The following is a 17,753-nucleotide window of genomic DNA, read 5'->3' on the forward strand; positions in this document are numbered from 1 at the left end:
GCGGCCCGCGCGGCTCTGCGAGCCGCAAGAACACAGCCCATTTATCCTCGGCCACAGCCTGCGGAGTATTTCGGCCCTCCGCATCCAGGGGCTGCGGGCCGACCGTTAACACGGAGACTTAGCTATTCGCTCTCAACCTAAGCTTGGCCAACGGTTCAACCCAAGCTACTACCCAAATCCCAGCCCCACTCTCGGCCCAACGCGGCGGGAAAAACGAAAACGGTTTTCCCGCCCAAAGAACAGGCACGGCCCAAAACTCGCCCCAGTTCTCCGCCCCGTGTCCACCTCACTGCGGCTCCGCTTTCGCTCCGCCGCGTTTTCGCGCGCCTTGCGCGATTCATCTATATTCGGCGCACCGCCGAAATAGTTGAATCGCTTCTTTAGGCGGGGCACGCGTCTGTCCTACAGGAGGGTACTGCGCTCGGGCCGCGCGGGCCCCACGTCCCGTGGACGGGAAATGCTCGCGCATTTCCACTGGCCGCCTCGGCCCAACTCTTTGTCCGCGCGCTGGCGGAAATCTTATTCAAACGCGCATCACGCGTTTGAATGATTTCCTTTTCCAGCAGTCGCGCGCGGATAGGCTTTGAACTGCCTTTGCTCAATTCTTTTTTCGCGCGCCTACGCGATTCATCTATATTCGGCTTGCGCCGAAATAGTCGAACCGCTTCTTTTGGCGGGGCGCGCGTCCGTCCTACGGGAGGGTACTGCCCTCGGGCCGGGCAGGCCCCGCGTGCCCGCGGCGGGCAAATGGCAGCCTCTACCCAAACAACTAACAGCAGCCTCGGCCCAATTCCCGATTCCCTGCAGGCCGCGGAAACCGCCCTACCGGCGCGTCGTCGAGTCCGCTGCCACGGGAGCTACAGAAGGAGCTGCCGAAGATTCGGAAGTTCCCGATGCGGAGCGACGCTGACGACGACGCTCCTGACGCGCCGCGCGGCGCTCCCGAGCTGCCGCGCGCCAACGACGATAACGCTCCTGAAGGTCTTTCCAACTCTGGAACTCCTGCCGGTAGTAGACCCCGACCCCGTTGTCCTGCAACCCCTGCGACTCGTCGAAACGGTCGATCGTCCGCGTGAAACCCTTGACCTTCAGCGATCCCGACTTGTTCAGCACCCAGGTCAGGTAGCCGTCCACCGAGAGCGGATTGTTCGTCACCTGATAGGCCCCCCGCTGTCCCACATCGTAGTTGCCCCCCACCTCCAGCGAGAGCTTGTTCGCAATCAGATCCGCCCCCACGTCGAAGGTCACCTCCTCCGACGTCAGCTCGCTCGAGGGGCGGTAGCCGAAACGGATGTTGTAGTTCGAACCCGAAATCAGGTTGCTGATCTGGTTCGAGAGAAACTCCATCCCGGCGATCCCCGCCAGCGAACCGCTCATCGTCCCGATGGCATTCGTCTGGTCGTCCGGCATGAAGCTGTTCGAGAGCATCAGGTAGGCGAACTGCATCGTCGTCGCCTCCTCCGTATTGAGCAGGTTGCGGAGCAGGTTTTTGGTCTCGGGATCGGCCCCCGGAGCCGTCACCGACAGGCGGATCGTCGGATCGAACAGCCTGTCCGTCAGATGAATCCCGCAACTCACGTTGACATTCCCGCTGCCCGTCCCGCTCCCCTGCGCATTGGCCCCCAGGAGCGGTTTCAGCGACGTCCGAACCCGATAGGCCGCGTCGATGTTCACCAACGGGTCGGCCGGATCGCCCGTCCACTGGATCGAACCGCCCGGCTGGATCACGAAGTACTTGTTGGCCAGCACCCCGTAGAGCGTAAAGAGATACGTCCCCTCCGTAATGTCGTACTGGCCGTCCATCGTGAAGATGTCGCGCGCGGGGACGATGCGCATCCGGAAGCGGCCGTTGCCGCGCCCCCGGATCACATCGCCGAGCCTCGGGTCGAGGACGATCTGGGCCTCGGTATTGGGCAGCGCCGTGAGGTTCAGGTCGACCGAGAGCTCGCTCTTGGTGCGCCTGCGCCGCGGCCGGCGGAGCTGGCGCCGGAACTGCTCGACGCGGTCGACCGGCGTGCGGGCCGGGGGCTCAACGAACGAGATGAAGTCGGCCTCGGCGATGGTCGAGACCTCCGACAGCGGCAGCACGAAAGTCGAGCTGCGCGCCGTCTCGGCCCGCACGTCGATCTCCGTGCGGTAGTCGTCGCCCGTGACCGAAAAGGCCCCCGTGCCGTAGATCCGTCCGTAGAAGTCCGGGTTGTCGGCCAGCGCGGTGTTCAGGCAGAGCAGGTCGCGGAAATCGACCTTCACGCCGAAGCGGAGCTGGCGGAAATAGCGGCTGTCGAACCAGGCCGAGATGGAGCCCGTGCCTCCGTCGCCGTCGCTGAGCGGAGACGGAGGCAGCTCGAAGCGGTTGTTCGTGACGGTCACCGGCCCCGAAAGGGTGTACCGCGCCCGCGTATAGGCCACCGTGGCGGTATATTCGTCCACGCCGATCGTCCCGTTCAGCAGCGGCCCCCCTTCGGGACCGCCGGTCAGGGCGAGCTTCGTCCGCGCCCGACCCCGCGTATCGACGAGCACGCCCTGCAACAACGGTTCCAGCAGAGCCATATCGAACCGCGGGATGTCGAAATCGACCCGGTAGCGCCGCTCGCGGCTGTCGTAGTAGCCCGCGATCGGGGTCGCCCCGTCGGGGGTGTCGGCGGCGAAGCGCACCCACCGCCGTTCGCCGTCCCACCGGCTGCGGAAGTCGGCGGTGCCGAGCCGGTGCTGGTTCATGGCGAAGGAGTCGATCCGGAGGTCGGCCCCGAACTGCAAGGCGCCGAAGGGGGCGACGAGCTCGGCGAGGCCGTCCATGCGTCCGCCGATGCGGTAGCCCTGTCGCTGGACGAGCCGCGTGAGGGGCGAGAGGTCGAGCCGGTCGAACCGCACGCGCAGGGTGTCGCTCTCGACGGCCGAGGCGCGCCCCTCGATCGAGAGCCGCTGGTCGCCGCTCCGCACGCCGAAACGACGGAAGCCGATCCCCGTGGAGTCGACCAGGAGGTGTCCGGGCTGGACGAACCACTCGCGCCCTTCGACCCGGAAGGAGGTGGGATAGAACCGGACGTCGAGCTGCGGCAGCCCCGCGGCGGAGCGTCCGATGGTGGTGGAGGTGCTGATCAGCGCGCGGTTGCCGTTCTCGGGATTCTCGAACCGGGTGGCGAGGGCGATGCGGTTGTGGCCGACGCCGCCGACGACCGACATCCGGGGCAGGTCGAGCGGCCCGATACCGAACTGCTCGGCGAAGGCGTAGACCGACACGGAGTCGCCGCGGTTGCGGCACTCGACGGTGAGGTCGCCGACGTAGAGGTTCCGCCGCAGGATGTAGTCCGACCGGACGCTGAGGTTGAATTCGTCGCGCGCGGGGTCGAAAAGGAAGCCGACGGAGGTCCCTTCGGCCACCTCCAATCCCGGGACGAAGATGGCGGCGACGTTGTTGGCCTGTTTGACGTCGATTTTCAGGAGGTAGTAGCCCTCGGTTCCGGCGGCTGCGGAGTCGGCGGCAGCCGTCGGCCCGGCAACAGCAGGGGATACGGCCCGGGCGACGGTATCCGGCGCCGAGAGCGAGGGCAGGTAGCGCCGCAGGGAGTGGCGGAAGAAGCGGAAGAAGCGTTCGTATTGGGCGGCTCCGCGCAGGTCGGCGTCGGCGAAGTCGGAGCGCATGGAGAGCCGCCGCGAGCGGGCGCTGCTGCGGGCTTCGAACCGGATGGCGCCGGCATGGACGGTGTCGAGGGGGTTGACGTAGGCGAGGCTGTCGATTTCGGCGTGTCCGTTCAGGTCGTCGAGGTTCGTCCCGGCGGCGTGGGCCCGGCAACGCATGGCGAGCCGCGAGAGGGTGTCGCGGCGGTTGAAGCCGAGGGCGACGAGGTCGGCGCGGCGCAGGGCCAACTCGAAGTCGTAGGCGGGCACCGGGTCGCGCAGGTCGAGCCGCCCTTCGGTGGTGAAGTCGAGGTTGGGGTCGGAGGATTCGATGCGCCCCTGGAAGATGCGCCCGGCCCAGCGGCCGTTCATCCGGATGCCGTGGTAGGCGTAGTCCCGGAAGTCGAGCCGGTCGATCGTAGCGTCGGTGGCCAGGGCGAGCTCTCCGCCGTCGGTCACGACGTCGACGCCGGCGGAGAGCGAGACGGCCCCCAAGCGCGGCTGGCCGAGCAGCGTGCCGAGTCCGAAGGCTTCGGTGGCGAGGTGGCCGGTGAAATGGGTCTGTCCCTCCCGCTCGCCGGGCATGAAGCGCAGGGTACCGCCCACCAACCCTTGGGCGGTGGCGAGCTCGCCGGTGGCGGTGAAGTCGCGCACAAGGCCGTCGAAGCTCCCTGTAAATCCGATGGTTCCGGCGCGCTGCAAGAGGGCGGCGAGGCCCGGTTTCAGGGGCCGTCCGGCGGCGGCCTCGCCGTAGATGCGGCCGATCTCGTCGCCGTCGGTCTCCAAGCGGTCGATGCCGATCCGCAGCCGTGTCCGGGCCACATCGGGCAGCCCTCGCAGGGCGAACGTGGCGTCCAGCCGGGTGGCTCCGTTCCGTGCGCCGCGCAGCCGACCGGCGAGGTCGTCCACGGTGCCGCTCACGGCGAGGGAGTCGAACGAGAGGGCTGCGCCGATCTCGGCCGGACGGCGCAGAAAACGGGCGATGGTCTGGTAGGAGACGGACGAGGGCGAGGCTTCGAGGTCGATCCGCACGGCGTGCTGGAAGTCGTTCAGCGCGGCCCACCCGCCGTCGAAGCCGAGGTCGGCGCGGCGCAGGTGGAGCACGGACAAGGGGGTCTCGGCCCGCAGGCGGTCGACCCGGATGCCGCCGGGCCCGGCGGCGATCTGCTGCGCGCTGAGATGGCGGAGCCGGAAGCCGCTCTTTTCGTCGAAGTTCAGGTGTTCGAGGCGCAGGGCGACGGAGTCGTCGCGCAGGGCGATTTCGCGGGCCTGGAAATAGAGGCCCTGAATATCTAAATCACTGAAATTTACCTGATTGCTACGCCCGTCGCCCGGCCCGCCGTCGGGAGTGCCGCGCAGGGTGAAGCGCAGGCCGAGGAGGTTGAATTCGCGGGCGGTGAGCCGCAGCCGGACGGGGCGCGGCGGGTCGGGACGCAGTCGCCGGATGACGTATCCGAGGTTGGTCTCCTGTCCGGCGGTGTCGCGGGCGATGTGCAGCACGCCGTCGTCGAGCGAGACGACGCCGAGCGCCACGCGGCCCCCGAAGAGGTCGAGTCCGTCGATGCCGGCCTCGACGCGCTGCACATATAATAAGGTGTCGGCAGGCCGGAAGGGGTCTTTGACGCACAGTCCGCTAACTTCCAGCCGGTTGAAGAAGGCGATATCGACGCGGTTGAGGGTGAGTTCGGTGCCGATGCGTTCGGAGAGCTGCCGGGCGAGCCGCTGCACGACGAAGGTCTGCACGGCGCCGATCTGCAACAGCAGTCCGGCCACGAGGGGCAGGACGACGGCGGCGACCAGCAGCCATGACAGGCCGACGAGGAGGCGTTTGAGGATTTTCCGAAGCATACGGGAGGGGGCGTGCCAAGGGGCGGTCGCGGCGTTTTTCGCGGCCTTACAGCCGGTTTACGGGGCCGCCGCGGAGGCGTTTTTCGCGCCGGAACAGGGCACACGGCCTTGCAAAGATAAACAAAGATCAGCAGGTTTGGGGCCTTTCGTCCTGCACTTAAATCGGGAAAAAAGCGGCGTCCGGTTTTCGATTTCGCCGAAAAACCGTTACTTTTGCGCTCGACGAAAGGCCGCGCGAACGCCGAAGCGACTCGGACAAGCGGCACGGAACGGTCTAACTATCACGTAAACAACGAACACTACCACACCATGGCAGAAAATCATAACAAACAGGTCAATCCGGATCCCGAACAGGTGATCGAACAGAGCCTCGGACGTTTCGAACTCTTTATCGAACGCAACGGGAAAACCCTTCTGGTGGCGCTCGGCGCGATTATCGTCCTCGTCGGGGGGTATTTCTCGTACAAATACCTCTACCTCGCTCCGCGGGCCAAGCAGGCGTCGGCGGCGATGTTCGAGGCGCAGAACTATTTCGAACGCGACTCGTTCGCGCTGGCGCTCAACGGGAATGCGGCGTTCGACGGATTCCAGACGATCGCGGAACGGTACGGGAATACGCCGCAGGGGAATCTGGCCAACCATTATGCCGGGATGTGCCACCTCTATCTGGGTGATTTCCAGCAGGCTATCGACGCTTTCGCAAAATACGACGCGTCGAAAGACAATGCGGCGGCGGAGTTGATCGGGGCGCAGAACCTGGGGTTGCGGGGCGACGCGTATGTCGAGCTGGGGAACTTGGAGCAGGGGGCGGCGCTGTATGAACAGGCGGCGAACTTCAGCGACAATGTGGCGACGACGCCGGTCTATCTGAAGAAAGCGGGGATGATTCACGAACAGGCGGGGCATGCGCAGCAGGCTTTGCAGCTCTACGAACGGATTCGGAACGAATATCCGCGGAGTATTCCGGCACGGGATATCGAAAAATTCATCGCGCGGGCGCAACAGCAATTGTAATTTTTTGCCATCCAGAGCATTACAGCTCAACGACAGAGACTGATTCACCATACGAAGGCGGGGAGAGGACACGCGCTTTTCCCCGCCTTTTTACTTTCGTCCCCCTCGGCGTGGAACGCCTTTTGCTTCTGTTTCGGAACGGCGGGGGACTTTCGCTGACCAATTGAAGATCTTGCTTATGGCTTCCGAACTGAAAAATCTATCCGTTTTCGACCGACCGGTACCGCCGGCCAACGAAATGTCGTTCGGCATCGTTGTCGCCGAATGGAACCACGAAATTACCTCGGCGCTGCTCAACGGGGCGGTCGCCACGCTCCGCGCGGCGGGCTGCGCTGACGACAAAATCAGTGTCAAATGGGTGCCGGGCACGTTCGAACTGGCCATGGGGGCGCAGTACTTCGCCGAGTACACCAATGTCGATGCGGTGATCGTCCTGGGGTGTGTGATTCAGGGAGATACGAGGCATTTCGACTTCGTCTGCCAGGGGGTGACCAGCGGGGTGCAGCAGATGCAGCTGAGTTGGAACATGCCGATCGCGTTCGGGGTGCTCACGACGAACGACCGCCAGCAGGCGATCGACCGGGCGGGGGGACGGCTCGGAAACAAAGGCGACGAAGCGGCGGCGACGGCGATCAAGATGGTGGCTCTGCAACGCGAGATGGAGGCGGAGGACAATGGCGAGGTGGCGGCGACGGCGGGAGCGGCGGCGGAAAACCATCCGGTGGTTAATTGATTCTCAGGGTTTAACAAAGGCCTCGTGTCTTTGGGCTATTTTTACGGCAACGCCGCTCTTCGGATCTTTCGAAGAGCGGCGTTTTTCTCTCTTTACCAAGGAGTTGCGGGGCGAGCTATCGCTTCGATTTGGTTGGGTTGGGTTTGAAAGGCCCGCCCCGGGCTTCCGCGACGCGGGCAATCATGGGCGATTAGGCGCTCTGGCAGGCGTCGGCGACGGCGGGTACAGTTGGTCTTCCTCCTTTAGCGGGACTAGCGGCGTGTTCTTGACCTTCGGCACGCAGAGCCTCAATCCCAGCAGCGTGAGCAACCCTGGCCACGGTCTTCAGTTGCGTTGCCTCTCGGAATAAACGGGCACGCACAGCGTCTTTTGATGGCCGGGTCTACCCTAAAGATACCCCAAACCGGCAGCCGCTACCCCACGAAATGGAACCGGGCAAAGCTCAGCTATTTCTTCGTGTTGAAGCGGTTCATGGCGCGGTCGGGGCCTTCGGTCACCCACGACAGGATCGCATCGGCACAACGATCGGTCAGCTCCGGCAGGGCGGCACGCTCTTCCGACGTCCAATGACCGAGCACGTAGTCTACTTGCTGGCCTCGTGCAAAGTCGCCGCCGATCCCGAACCGCAAACGGCCGTAGTCCGAACTCCCGACGCACTCGGCGATGCTCTTCAACCCGTTGTGGCCGCCGTCCGAGCCGTTCTTCCGAAGACGAAGGTGACCGAACGGAAGGGCGATATCGTCCACGACGACAAAAACGCGTTCCAACGGAATCCGCTCGTGCTGCATCCAGTAGCGAACGGCTTTGCCGCTCAGGTTCATGTAGGTCGAGGGCTTCAGCACGATGAGCTCCTGGCCGCGGTGACGAACGACGGCGACGGAACCGTAGCGGTCGGAGGTAAAGGGGGCGCCGGAACGTGCGGCAAGGGTGTCGGCGACAAGGAAGCCGGCGTTATGGCGGGTGTCGGCGTACTCGGAGCCGATGTTGCCCAGGCCGACAATCAGGTATTTCATAAGGTGGTTCTCGTTTTCGGTATGGCGCAAAGATAGCGTTTCGAGGGGTTGTCCGCAACTCCGGAGGGGGCGCGGCGGAGCACGAAAAAGCGGTTTTCTGCCCGGCCAGATGCCTGGGCAGAAAACCGCTCGATGGTTCGATGGCTTCGCGCGCGTGCAATACGCGCCGGGCAATCGCAAAGACTACTTCGCAGCAGCGGCGGCAGCCTGAGCACCGCGGGCTGCACGGGTCATCCGCACGGCACAGATCGCGGTCGTCGCCGGGGTCAGAATCTCCAAGCCGGGGATGTGCAGGTCGCCGACGAAGATCGATTTCCCGAGCCCGAGTTCGGTCACGTCCACTTCAACCGTATCGGGCAGGTCTTTCACCAAAGCGGATACGCGCAGTTTGCGCTTGCTGAGAGCGAGTTTACCCCCCTGTTTCACCCCTTCGGAGTTCCCGGTGAGCACCACGGGCAGGTCGACTGCCACGGGTTTCTTTTCGTCCACGCGGAAGAAGTCGACGTGCAACACGTCGCCGCTCACGGGATGGAACTGAACTTCGCGCATGACGGCTTTTTCTTTTTTCCCGTCGATGTCGAATTCGATAATATAAGAATGCGGGGTATAAATGAGCTGTTTGAACTCAGTGGCAGGCACGGCGAAGTGTACGGTGTCCCCGCCGCCATAAATCACGCAGGGTACGTTCCCTGCCCGGCGCACTGCGTTGGTTCCTTTTTTGCCGAATTCGGTGCGGGATGCACCTTTGATCTCGATCGTTTTCATCTCTCTGATGGTCTTTAGGTTATGAAAATCGTTTGTTCTTCGACGCTACTCAGTCGATGCCCGGCAATGAGCATCGCCCCCATCACGTCGGTGTCGCGGCCCAGGGCCGAAACGGGGACAAAGGTAGTAATTTTTTCTTGTTTCCTATAATATTCTTTGAGCCGGACGGAACCGGGCCGCCGGAAGCTGGAGGATGCGTCAGCATCCGTCTGAAGTTTTTTTGGTTCTTTTTGTTCACAACCGACGCTGCCAGCGAGGGCAATGCAAACATAGTTTGCAAATTGCCGAGCGGCGAGGAGGAAAACGAGCGCAGCGAAGTTAAAAAGAACAGTTCGAGGCGGGACAGAGCTCGACCCGCGCGCGACTGCTGGAGTAGGAAATCGTTCAAAGCGACTTGCGCTTTGGACAAGATTTCCGCCAGCGCGCGGACAAAGAACGGGGCAATCGTTTCTGTTTTGATCGCGCGCCTTGGAAAATCCTGTCAAAACGTGCCGGCACATTTTGACGATTTTCCTCTTAAGACGGGGCGCGCGGGAAATCTTTATTCGCGCGCCTGCGCGATTCATCTATATTCGGCTAACCGCCGAAATAGCTGAATCGCTCCTTTAGGCGTGGCGCGCGGATCGAGCTTCGAGCCGGACGGAACTGCCCTGCGCGGGCGGCGTCCGGGTGACCCCGGCGGGACGGAGCGATACTGCGTATCGCTTACTTATTGACCTCGCCCCAAATCTCGAAAAACTCATTCGCCGCAACAAATCCACCTACCGCCTGAGCTTGGCGCGCAGCAGGCCGGTGATTAGCCGGACGAAATTACGCATCCCGCGGGACGAAAAATAGAGCGCGACGCCGCTCAAAACCCCGTACAACAACGGGATTATCACGGCACGGGTCAGCCAGCCGCCCCAGGTGTCGGCCGACGGAAGCCAGCCCTGGACGAGAATCGTTTTCGAAACCAACCAGACGAATACGAGAATCGAGAGGTATTTCAACAGGGTCAGCCAGTACTCTCGCGAGGATTCGCGGAAACCGCGCCGGTAGAGGAAGTAGGGCTTCCAGAAGAGGACGAAAAGGCCGGTGCTCAGCAGCGTCCCCGCCACGACGCCCGATACGCCGTAACGCCAACAGGCCCAAAACGAAAGGACGAGATTCAGGGCGGCCTCGGTCCAGGCGGCCCATACGTCGTGGTAGAGGCCGTAGGCGTTCAGAAAATACTGGGCGGTCTGGCGGATCAGGCCGATGAAGAGGGTCGCCACGAGCATCAGCACCACCGGCGAAGAGAAAAGGGCGTAACGACCGGCCGGAAGCCACAGGGAGATGAACGGATTGACCAGTTCGTAAAATGAGAAGGAGAGGGTGCCGCCGATCCAGAAGTACATGGCGTTGAATTGCCAGAAGACGAGCTTGATTTTCGACCGGTCGCCTTCGACGACGAGGTTCCCGACGCCGGCGTAGCTGTTGTTGAGCGCGCCGCCGATAAAGGAGGTCAGGCGGCCGATCATCATCGAGTAGTTGGTGTAGTACGAGACCATGGACTGGGAGATGAGCTGGCCGAGGACGATGACGTCGGACTGGTAGAGCACGAGGCTGGCGATGCGGTGGGAGAAAATCCGGCGGGTGGTGGCGAAGACGGAGCGGTATTTCCGCACGGCGGCGCGACCCTGGCGCAGAGAGGAGCGAAGCCACGGATAGATGCGCCGCAGGGCGAGTTCGAGCCAGACGGCGAACACGAGGCCGAACAGGAGTTCGACGGTGAGCCAGGTGAGGTAGCCGGCCGAAGTCCATCGGAGCAAGGCCATCTGGAGGAGCACTTTGGCGAGCAGCGAGAGGTTGAAGATCCGGGTCACGACGTATCCCCGCTGGTCGGCCATCAGGAGGTTCTGTTTGTAGTTGAGCAGGTAGCTCATCAGGGTGGTGGCCAGGAAGGTGAGGTAGGCGGCGTAGATGGTGCCGAGGGGGATGCCTTCGGCGACGGCGCGGGCGAAGACCCACGGGATAAAGGCGGCGAAGGTGAGCCCGAGCAGGGTGATGGCGAGGCCGACGAGACGAAAAAGCCAGCCGAGGAGCGAGACGAGTTCGGTGATTTGTGTCCGGTCGCGCCGGTAGAGGGGGGCGTAGAGCACTTGGGCGACGGCAGTGGCGATCCCGAGGTCGGCGAGGTTCAGAAAGCCGATATAGCTCATCACGGAGGAGGTCAGGCCGACGAATTGGGTGCCGAGCTCTTCGAGAAAGATGCGCCGCGAGAAGAAGTTGAGGGCCAGCACCAACAGGTAGAACGCGACGGAGACGCGGGCGTTTTTGAAGCTGTATGCGAGGCGTGACATGGCGGCCGGGGGGGTATCAGGGGGAGTGACGAACGAGGGCCTCGGGTGGCGAGGGGGCTCGTTCGCGGGACAAAGATAGGCAAAATGGGCGGTTGTAGATTGCCTGGGGTAGACACGGCCCTCTTTCGAGTGCCGAGCGGCACCGCCCCGGGCTACCGCGATGCGGGTTACAATAGAATTTTAGGCTTATTAGGCAGTACGGGCAACAACGGCTTTAGCTGGTCTTCTGCGGTCACAAAGGAGATCAGCGGTCTGGCCTTGAGTTTCCACTCGCAGCTTTTTTACAGCAGCCACTCGGATTTCCGTGGCCACGGTCTTCAGTTGCGCTGCCTCTCGGAATAAACGGGAAGGAGTACCCCGCCCCGGGCGGACGCGGGGATGCCGAAGGGGGCTTTTGGCACATCGGTAACATCGGTAACGGTTGGTCGTCCTCAAGTAACAGAACCGATGGCATGCACTTGGGCTTCGGCACGCAAGACCTCGGCCCCAGCAGTTCGTACCACCGCGCCTCCGGTCTTCAGTTGCGCTGCCTCTCGGAATAAACGGGGACGCGTGCCCGCGGGGGGCAAAGGACTGGGTCTACCCTAAATGAAGGCCGAGGCAAGCCGATTGTTTGGGGTAGACACGGCCAATTTTCGAGTGCCGAGCGGCACCGCCCCGGGCTACCGCGAAAGAGGCCACGGCGGACTGAGCCATGTCGGCAGCTACGGATTCAGCTGCTCGTCGTCGGTCAGCACCACAAATGGCATGTACTTGGATTTTCGCGTGACAGGGCTCTATCCCAATCTCGCGGGCGGCCGCGCCTACAGTTTTCAGTTACGCTGCCTCTCGGAATAAACGGGGACGCGTGTCCGCGGTGGGCAATGGGCTGGAGCTTCCCTAATTGCGTTTTGAGTGCATCCCTGCGGTTCGCAGAACCGCCCGGGCCAATAGCCTCCCCCAGCGGGAGGGACGCACAGCGTCTTTTGCTGGCAGCCTCTACCCAAAGCAGCGCAAGCTCCGGCCCGCTACTGCTGCACCCAACAAAAGTTCAACCTCAGCCCCTGTCGGATTCGTTCTCGGCGCGTCCCCTCCACGCGCCGGCGCCTTCGGACACTCCGATTGGGCAGCCTCTACCCTAAGAGCGAATAGTGCGATTCCTCTCGGAATCGCACTATTCGCTCTTAGTCTTACTGTTCGCCGCCAGCGGTGAGTGCAACGAGCTCCGACGAGTTGCAGCCCGCCGCGCGGGGTGGCGGCGAACTGCGCGGCTCAAAGAGCCGCAGAAGCACAGCACCCATTCACCGCCTCAGGCTACCGGGTTCGCCCTCGGCGCGCCTCCCTCGCGCCGCTGATGCGTCGCTGCGCCCGAGGCCGGCGACCTAAAGGTCGCAACAATTCCGGCACCAGCACCGCTCCAATTCTGTCGGTTTCGGGCTGCGGCGTCCGGCCCGGGCATCGAAGATGCCCTGCCGCAAGCCCGGCGGCTCGTAGAGCCGCAGAAGCTCAGCCCAAAGCACGGCCCAAAAGCCAAATCCAACCCACAGACCCATTCTCGGCCCAGCGCGGAGGGAAAACCGTAACCGGTTTTCACGCCTGAAGAACAGTCGCAGCCCAAAGCAAGACCCAGTTCTCTGCCCCGTGTCGGCCTTACTGCGGCTCCGCTTCCGCTCCGCCGCGTTTGCCGTCGCCCGCTGGGATTTCATCTCAATTTTGCTATCGCAAAATGAGTGAAATCCCTCTTTACGCGGGCGGGCGACGGAGTTTTCGTACAGGATCGAGTTTTTTCGCGCGTTGTTCTTTGTTCGCACGCCCCGCCTAAAGGAGCGCGCGGTTTGGGTTGAGGGGACTGGCCTCAGGCCGGCCGGACCCCACGTCCCGTGGACGGGCAAAACTACGTTTTGCTGCGGCAGCCTCTACCCCAAGACAGCCTCTACCCCCGTTCTTTGTCCGCGCGCTGGCGGAAATCTTATTCAAACGCGAACAACGCGTTTGAATGATTTCCTACTTCAGCGGGCGCGCGCGGCTGATCACTGCCCCGGATAGTACCATTCTTTTTCTGAAGAAAAAGAACCAAAAAGACTTTAGAGCGCATCCCTACGGGATGCTATGGCAGGGTCTAACCGCATGTATAAAACTGTGGCAGCCTCGGCCCATCTACCACTCCGGTCAACCCATCGTGTTGAACCGGACGCTCGCTTTCACGATCGCCAGGGCGCGGATGGCGGATAACGGAATCTCGATCGGGGCGTGGTGGGGATTATAGCTCACCAATAGGGCACGATCCGGAGAGCCTTCGACCCGATTCAGGTATTTCACCGTGGTGTACTGCTCGTCGTCGTAGGCGAACGAGATCAGATACATCTCACCCCAAATGATGTTGGTGCAGTCCCGAACCTGTTTGTAAACCACCATGTCGCCGGCCTTGAGCAAAGGGTACATCGAGTCGCCGCGCATCTTGACGGCGCCGTCGCAGCGAGGCAGTTCGGGGATCGACAGGTAGGCCGAAACGGGGGTGCGGCCTTCGAAAAGGGGCTCGAGACCGGTCGCGGCTTCGAAGTCGTAGAGCGGGATCCGACGGTCGTCGTCCGCCGTGCAAAGCCGGGACGAAAGGACGTAGGGCCGTTCGGGCTCTTCGAGCCGGGGAATGTGGTAACCGCCCATGTCGTAAGAGACGCCGCGGGAGGAGGGTGGGGTCAGCATCGGGCCCTGATCCATGATGAGCCAGTCGAGGCTGAGGTCGGGAAATTTATTGATGATTATCTTAACCTTGTCGGCGCCGAGACTGCGGCCGCTGTCGAGAAATCCGATCGAAAATCCGGTGAGGGTATAGAATTTATTTTTGCTGATCCCTTTTTCTTTCAGATAGGCCTTCAGTTTTTCTTTTTCCGTCATAGGGATTTACTTTATTGTCGAAATATTGATAATTATCACTATTTCGCATTGACTTTTATTATAAAATCAGGATAAAGGTAGAAATATTTAAATAAAAAACAAATCGAATGCGGTTTGAGATCGAAATAATTTAACCTGACGACTCGATGACATCCTACGGCACGAAAGGGGCCAAAAATCGAGCGGGTTACGGGTTGGCAATCGAGGGTTCTGCGCGCTGAGCGAGGCGGCTTTCTCGGCGACGCCCCCGGATTCTCCGAAAAAAACGCTATTTTTGTAGTTTGAAGTAAAAACGTTCGTTCTCATCTTGTTCGTCTTGACGCAGAGAGCAAAACGCGGGTACAGACAGAAGAAGCGACATTGCCTGATGGGGATGGAGGCGGCCATTGAAGCCGAGGCGGGCCGGTTTGAGTACCACTCGCCTGGTACCCCGCCCCGGGCGGACGCGGAATTACGGCGGGAGAGATGTGGAGTGTCGGTCACTACGGGTACAGTTGGTCGACAGCACCATCCGGAACAAAGGGAATATATTTGGATTTCGGAATGGAGTGGCTGCGACCGGACAACTCAAACTGTCGGGCCAACGGTTTTCAGTTGCGCTGCCTCTCGGAATAAACGGGGCGCCGCTCGCGGGGGCAAGGGCTGGGACTACCCTACTCTGCTGGACGGGCCGGAGCCAGCGGGGGCGCAATGAGCATCGCGAAGTGGCGGACCTACGCCGGGGGTGGCTCCGGCCCGCGCGACCCGTTGGGTCGCAGGAGTTCGGCTTTTTTCTGTTGGGTTCGTCCTCGGGCGCGCCCCCCGGCGCCCGCCTTCGGCGTTCGCTGCGCGCCGAGGACGGCGATTCCTCGCGGAATCGTGCTATTCGCTCTTAACCTAAGTTCGCCGCCAACGGGGAGTGCAACGAGCTCCGACGAGTTGCAGTCCGCCGCGTGGGGTGGCGGCGAACTGCGCGGCTCTGCGAGCCGCAAGAGCAACGCCTTTTTCTGTCAAGTTCACGCGGATCGAAGCCTGCGGGGCCCACAGCAACGTCAGTTGCGGGCCTCCGCGGCGGGAGGCTTCGGCCCGCGCGACCCTAAAGGGTCGCACAAGCATTGCCCAAGGCCCGGCCAATGGAACAGCATAAAGCACCGCCCCGTATCCCTACGGGATGCTCTGACCGGGGCTAACCGCATATTCCACCCGCACGACTCACCAAGACGAACTGCTTACGAAACGAAAAACACACTGAGACTTTCCGAAAAATGGGAAAAATCGTCGCTTTAGCCAACCAAAAAGGAGGGGTCGGGAAAACCACCTCGTCGATCAACCTCGCCGCGTCGCTCGCGGTACTCGAAAAACGGGTGCTGCTCGTCGATGCGGATCCGCAGGCAAACTCAACTTCCGGACTCGGATTCGAAACGACCGGAACGGTCAACATCTACACGGCGCTCGCCGGAGAAAACGACCTGAAACAGGCGATGCTCGGCTCGGACGAGTTGCCGGGGCTCACCCTCGTGCCGTCGAACATCAACCTCGTCGGGGCGGAAACCGAACTGGCGCAGACAGAAGGGGGGCAGTTCCGACTCAAATCGCTGCTGGAGGAGGTCAAAAACGACTACGACTTCGTAATCATCGACTGCTCGCCATCGCTCGGGATGCTGACGCTCAACGCGCTGATCGCGGCCGACAGTGTCATTATCCCGGTACAGTGCGAGTATTTCGCCCTCGAGGGGATCGGCAAGCTGCTCAATACCATCAAGATGGTCAAGGCGGGACTCAATCCGGCGCTGGAGATCGAGGGCTTCCTGCTGACGATGTACGACTCGCGGCTGAGGCTGGCCAACCAGGTGGTGGGCGAGGTGCGAAACCACTTCGGACACCTGGTGTTCGACACGATCATCCAGCGAAATACGCGGCTCAGCGAGTCGCCCAGTTACGGGAAACCGGTCATCACCTACGACGCGGCGAGCAGCGGAAGCGCCAACTACCTGAACCTCGCCCGCGAGTTCCTGCGCCGAAACGGCGGGGCCGATTGACGCGCACACCTTTTCATTCCGATCACAACCTATTACTATATATAGTAGATGAAACCCAAAACCACAGGGCTCGGCAAAGGGCTCGGCGCCATCTTCGAAATCGAAGACCTCAATATACCGAAACAGACGGCGGCCTCAAGGCGCGACAACACGGTCGCGGACTTGCAGATCGACCGGATCATTCCCAACCCGGGGCAGCCGCGGACGGTGTTCGACGAAACGGCTCTCGAAGAGCTGGCGCAGTCGATCGCGCGGCTGGGGGTCATTCAGCCGATCACGGTCAAGCGGATCGAACCGGCGGACGATAACAAGGGGGCGGCGGAGTACATGATCATCAGCGGCGAACGGCGGTTCCGCGCGTCGCAGATGGCGGGGCTGGAGACGATTCCGGCGTATGTCAGGGAGGCGAACGATCAGACGCTGCTGGAGATGGCGCTGGTCGAAAATATCCAGCGCGAAGACCTGGGGGCGATCGAGGTGGCGTTGTCGCTGCAACGGCTGATCGACGAGTGCGCGCTGACGCAGGAGATTCTGGCGGAACGGGTCGGCAAAAAACGGTCGACGATCGCCAACTACATCCGGCTACTCAAGCTGCCGGCGCAGGTGCAGAGCGCGCTGAACAACGATATGATCAGCATGGGGCATGCGCGGGCGCTGCTGGCGCTGGGTTCGGAACGGCAACAGCTGGCGCTGCTGGCTCGGATTGTCAAGGGGCACCTCTCGGTGCGGCAGACGGAACAGGCGGTGCAGGGGGCACTCCAGCCTGCGGAAAAACGGACCAAGGGCACTCAGGCGGGGGTGGAATATCCGGCGTGCTATGCGCGGCTGGTGGAGGGGCTCGAACCGCTGCTGGGGAGCCGCATTGCGGTCAAACGAAAAACGACGGCGGCTAAAAACGGGGAGACGATGTTTTCGGGTCGGATCACGATCGATTTCGACTCGGACGAACAGGTCGAACAGATCGTCGCCCGGCTCGAAAAACTGGGGTTCGGGGACGGGGACGCGAAGAGGGGGTGAGGCTGGCAGTGGAAATGCGTGGGCATTTCTCGTCCCTCCGGTGCGTCCGTTGGGCATTTTGTTAGGGTTGTCTTTGCCTTATTGGCCAGCGCGCGGACAAAGAACGGGGCGAAGATTTGGGCCGAGGCTGCCCATTCCGAGTGCCGGACCCGAGTAGCGAAGCGAGAGCACGTCGGCTTGTCGACGATGCCTCGCAAGCGCGAGGGAGACCGCAGGTCAACGCACCGCCCGCCCGGCGGATGCGTTCGCGCCACGGCGGGCGGCCTTTATTACTTCAATGTAAACGCGCGCCTCGCCTAAAGAGGGAAATCGTCAAAATGCTCTGGCGCGTTTTGACAAGATTTCCCCAGGCGCGCGAACAGAGATTTGTTTCGCCGGCAGCTTTAGGATGCGAAGCATCCGTCTAAAGTTTTTTCGGTTCCTTTTGTTCACAAAAGGAACAGTTCGAGGCGAGACAAAGCTCGACCGCGCGCGATCGCTGGAGTAGGAAATCATTCAAACGCGTGTTTCGCGTTTGAATAAGATTTCCGCC

At 62.0% G+C, this 17,753-nt stretch carries 13 protein-coding genes; 7 read left to right on the forward strand and 6 right to left on the reverse strand.

The features are described from left to right. Nucleotides 1-822: 822 nt before the first annotated feature. A complete protein-coding gene (locus Q9S52_RS08530) occupies nt 823-5,466 on the reverse strand; it encodes a translocation/assembly module TamB domain-containing protein (protein ID WP_304708813.1) in 4,644 nt (1,547 codons plus the stop codon). A 309-nt stretch (nt 5,467-5,775) separates the two neighbouring features. Here Q9S52_RS08530 and Q9S52_RS08535 point away from each other — a divergent pair, with 309 nt between their 5' ends. Together Q9S52_RS08535 and ribH are read left to right on the forward strand one after the other, a co-directional pair. Beyond that, nucleotides 5,776-6,480: a tetratricopeptide repeat protein gene (locus Q9S52_RS08535; RefSeq protein WP_304708814.1), complete on the forward strand. Its 705-nt coding sequence runs from the start codon at nt 5,776-5,778 to the stop codon at nt 6,478-6,480. Nucleotides 6,481-6,658: 178 nt separating this feature from the next. Continuing rightward, nucleotides 6,659-7,213 carry a 6,7-dimethyl-8-ribityllumazine synthase gene (gene ribH, locus Q9S52_RS08540; RefSeq protein ID WP_294593324.1) on the forward strand — a complete coding sequence of 185 codons (555 nt, stop codon included), beginning with the start codon at nt 6,659-6,661 and terminating at the stop codon, nt 7,211-7,213. A 446-nt stretch (nt 7,214-7,659) separates the two neighbouring features. Here ribH and pth read toward each other — a convergent pair whose 3' ends face one another. The 4 genes from pth to Q9S52_RS08560 all read right to left on the reverse strand — a co-directional run bounded on the left by pth (nt 7,660) and on the right by Q9S52_RS08560 (nt 11,312). Then, nucleotides 7,660-8,226: an aminoacyl-tRNA hydrolase gene (gene pth / locus Q9S52_RS08545; RefSeq protein WP_304708815.1), complete on the reverse strand. Its 567-nt coding sequence runs from the start codon at nt 8,224-8,226 to the stop codon at nt 7,660-7,662. 183 nt (nt 8,227-8,409) lie between these two features. Continuing rightward, complete coding sequence (locus tag Q9S52_RS08550) at nt 8,410-8,991, reverse strand: 50S ribosomal protein L25/general stress protein Ctc (RefSeq protein WP_294593319.1); 582 nt, start codon at nt 8,989-8,991, stop codon at nt 8,410-8,412. A gap of 14 nt (nt 8,992-9,005) precedes the next feature. Further along, nucleotides 9,006-9,476 (reverse strand): hypothetical protein, encoded by a 471-nt coding sequence (locus Q9S52_RS08555; protein WP_300851131.1) that lies wholly within the window; start codon nt 9,474-9,476, stop codon nt 9,006-9,008. 276 nt (nt 9,477-9,752) lie between these two features. After that, complete coding sequence (locus Q9S52_RS08560) at nt 9,753-11,312, reverse strand: lipopolysaccharide biosynthesis protein (protein ID WP_304708817.1); 1,560 nt, start codon at nt 11,310-11,312, stop codon at nt 9,753-9,755. Nucleotides 11,313-11,396: 84 nt separating this feature from the next. Here Q9S52_RS08560 and Q9S52_RS08565 point away from each other — a divergent pair, with 84 nt between their 5' ends. Then, nucleotides 11,397-11,654 carry a hypothetical protein gene (locus Q9S52_RS08565; RefSeq protein WP_304708818.1) on the forward strand — a complete coding sequence of 86 codons (258 nt, stop codon included), beginning with the start codon at nt 11,397-11,399 and terminating at the stop codon, nt 11,652-11,654. A 297-nt stretch (nt 11,655-11,951) separates the two neighbouring features. Further along, nucleotides 11,952-12,149 carry a hypothetical protein gene (locus Q9S52_RS08570; RefSeq protein WP_304708819.1) on the forward strand — a complete coding sequence of 66 codons (198 nt, stop codon included), beginning with the start codon at nt 11,952-11,954 and terminating at the stop codon, nt 12,147-12,149. A gap of 1,311 nt (nt 12,150-13,460) precedes the next feature. On the opposite strand, the gene Q9S52_RS08575 is transcribed toward Q9S52_RS08570, so the two are convergent. Continuing rightward, nucleotides 13,461-14,186 carry a S24 family peptidase gene (locus Q9S52_RS08575; protein WP_300729401.1) on the reverse strand — a complete coding sequence of 242 codons (726 nt, stop codon included), beginning with the start codon at nt 14,184-14,186 and terminating at the stop codon, nt 13,461-13,463. 465 nt (nt 14,187-14,651) lie between these two features. Between Q9S52_RS08575 and Q9S52_RS08580 the strand changes: the two genes are divergently transcribed. The 3 genes from Q9S52_RS08580 (at nt 14,652) to Q9S52_RS08590 (ending at nt 17,221) form a co-directional block, all read left to right on the forward strand. Beyond that, the gene (locus Q9S52_RS08580) at nt 14,652-14,801 is read left to right on the forward strand and encodes a hypothetical protein (protein WP_300829231.1); all 150 of its coding nucleotides are present in this window, start codon (nt 14,652-14,654) and stop codon (nt 14,799-14,801) included. A 629-nt stretch (nt 14,802-15,430) separates the two neighbouring features. Beyond that, nucleotides 15,431-16,204: a ParA family protein gene (locus Q9S52_RS08585; protein WP_294594893.1), complete on the forward strand. Its 774-nt coding sequence runs from the start codon at nt 15,431-15,433 to the stop codon at nt 16,202-16,204. 48 nt (nt 16,205-16,252) lie between these two features. Further along, a complete protein-coding gene (locus tag Q9S52_RS08590; protein ID WP_304708820.1) occupies nt 16,253-17,221 on the forward strand; it encodes a ParB/RepB/Spo0J family partition protein in 969 nt (322 codons plus the stop codon). Nucleotides 17,222-17,753 lie beyond the last annotated feature (532 nt).

This window comes from uncultured Rikenella sp. (genome assembly GCF_948810725.1).
In the GTDB taxonomy this organism is placed as follows: Bacteria; Bacteroidota; Bacteroidia; order Bacteroidales; family Rikenellaceae; genus Rikenella.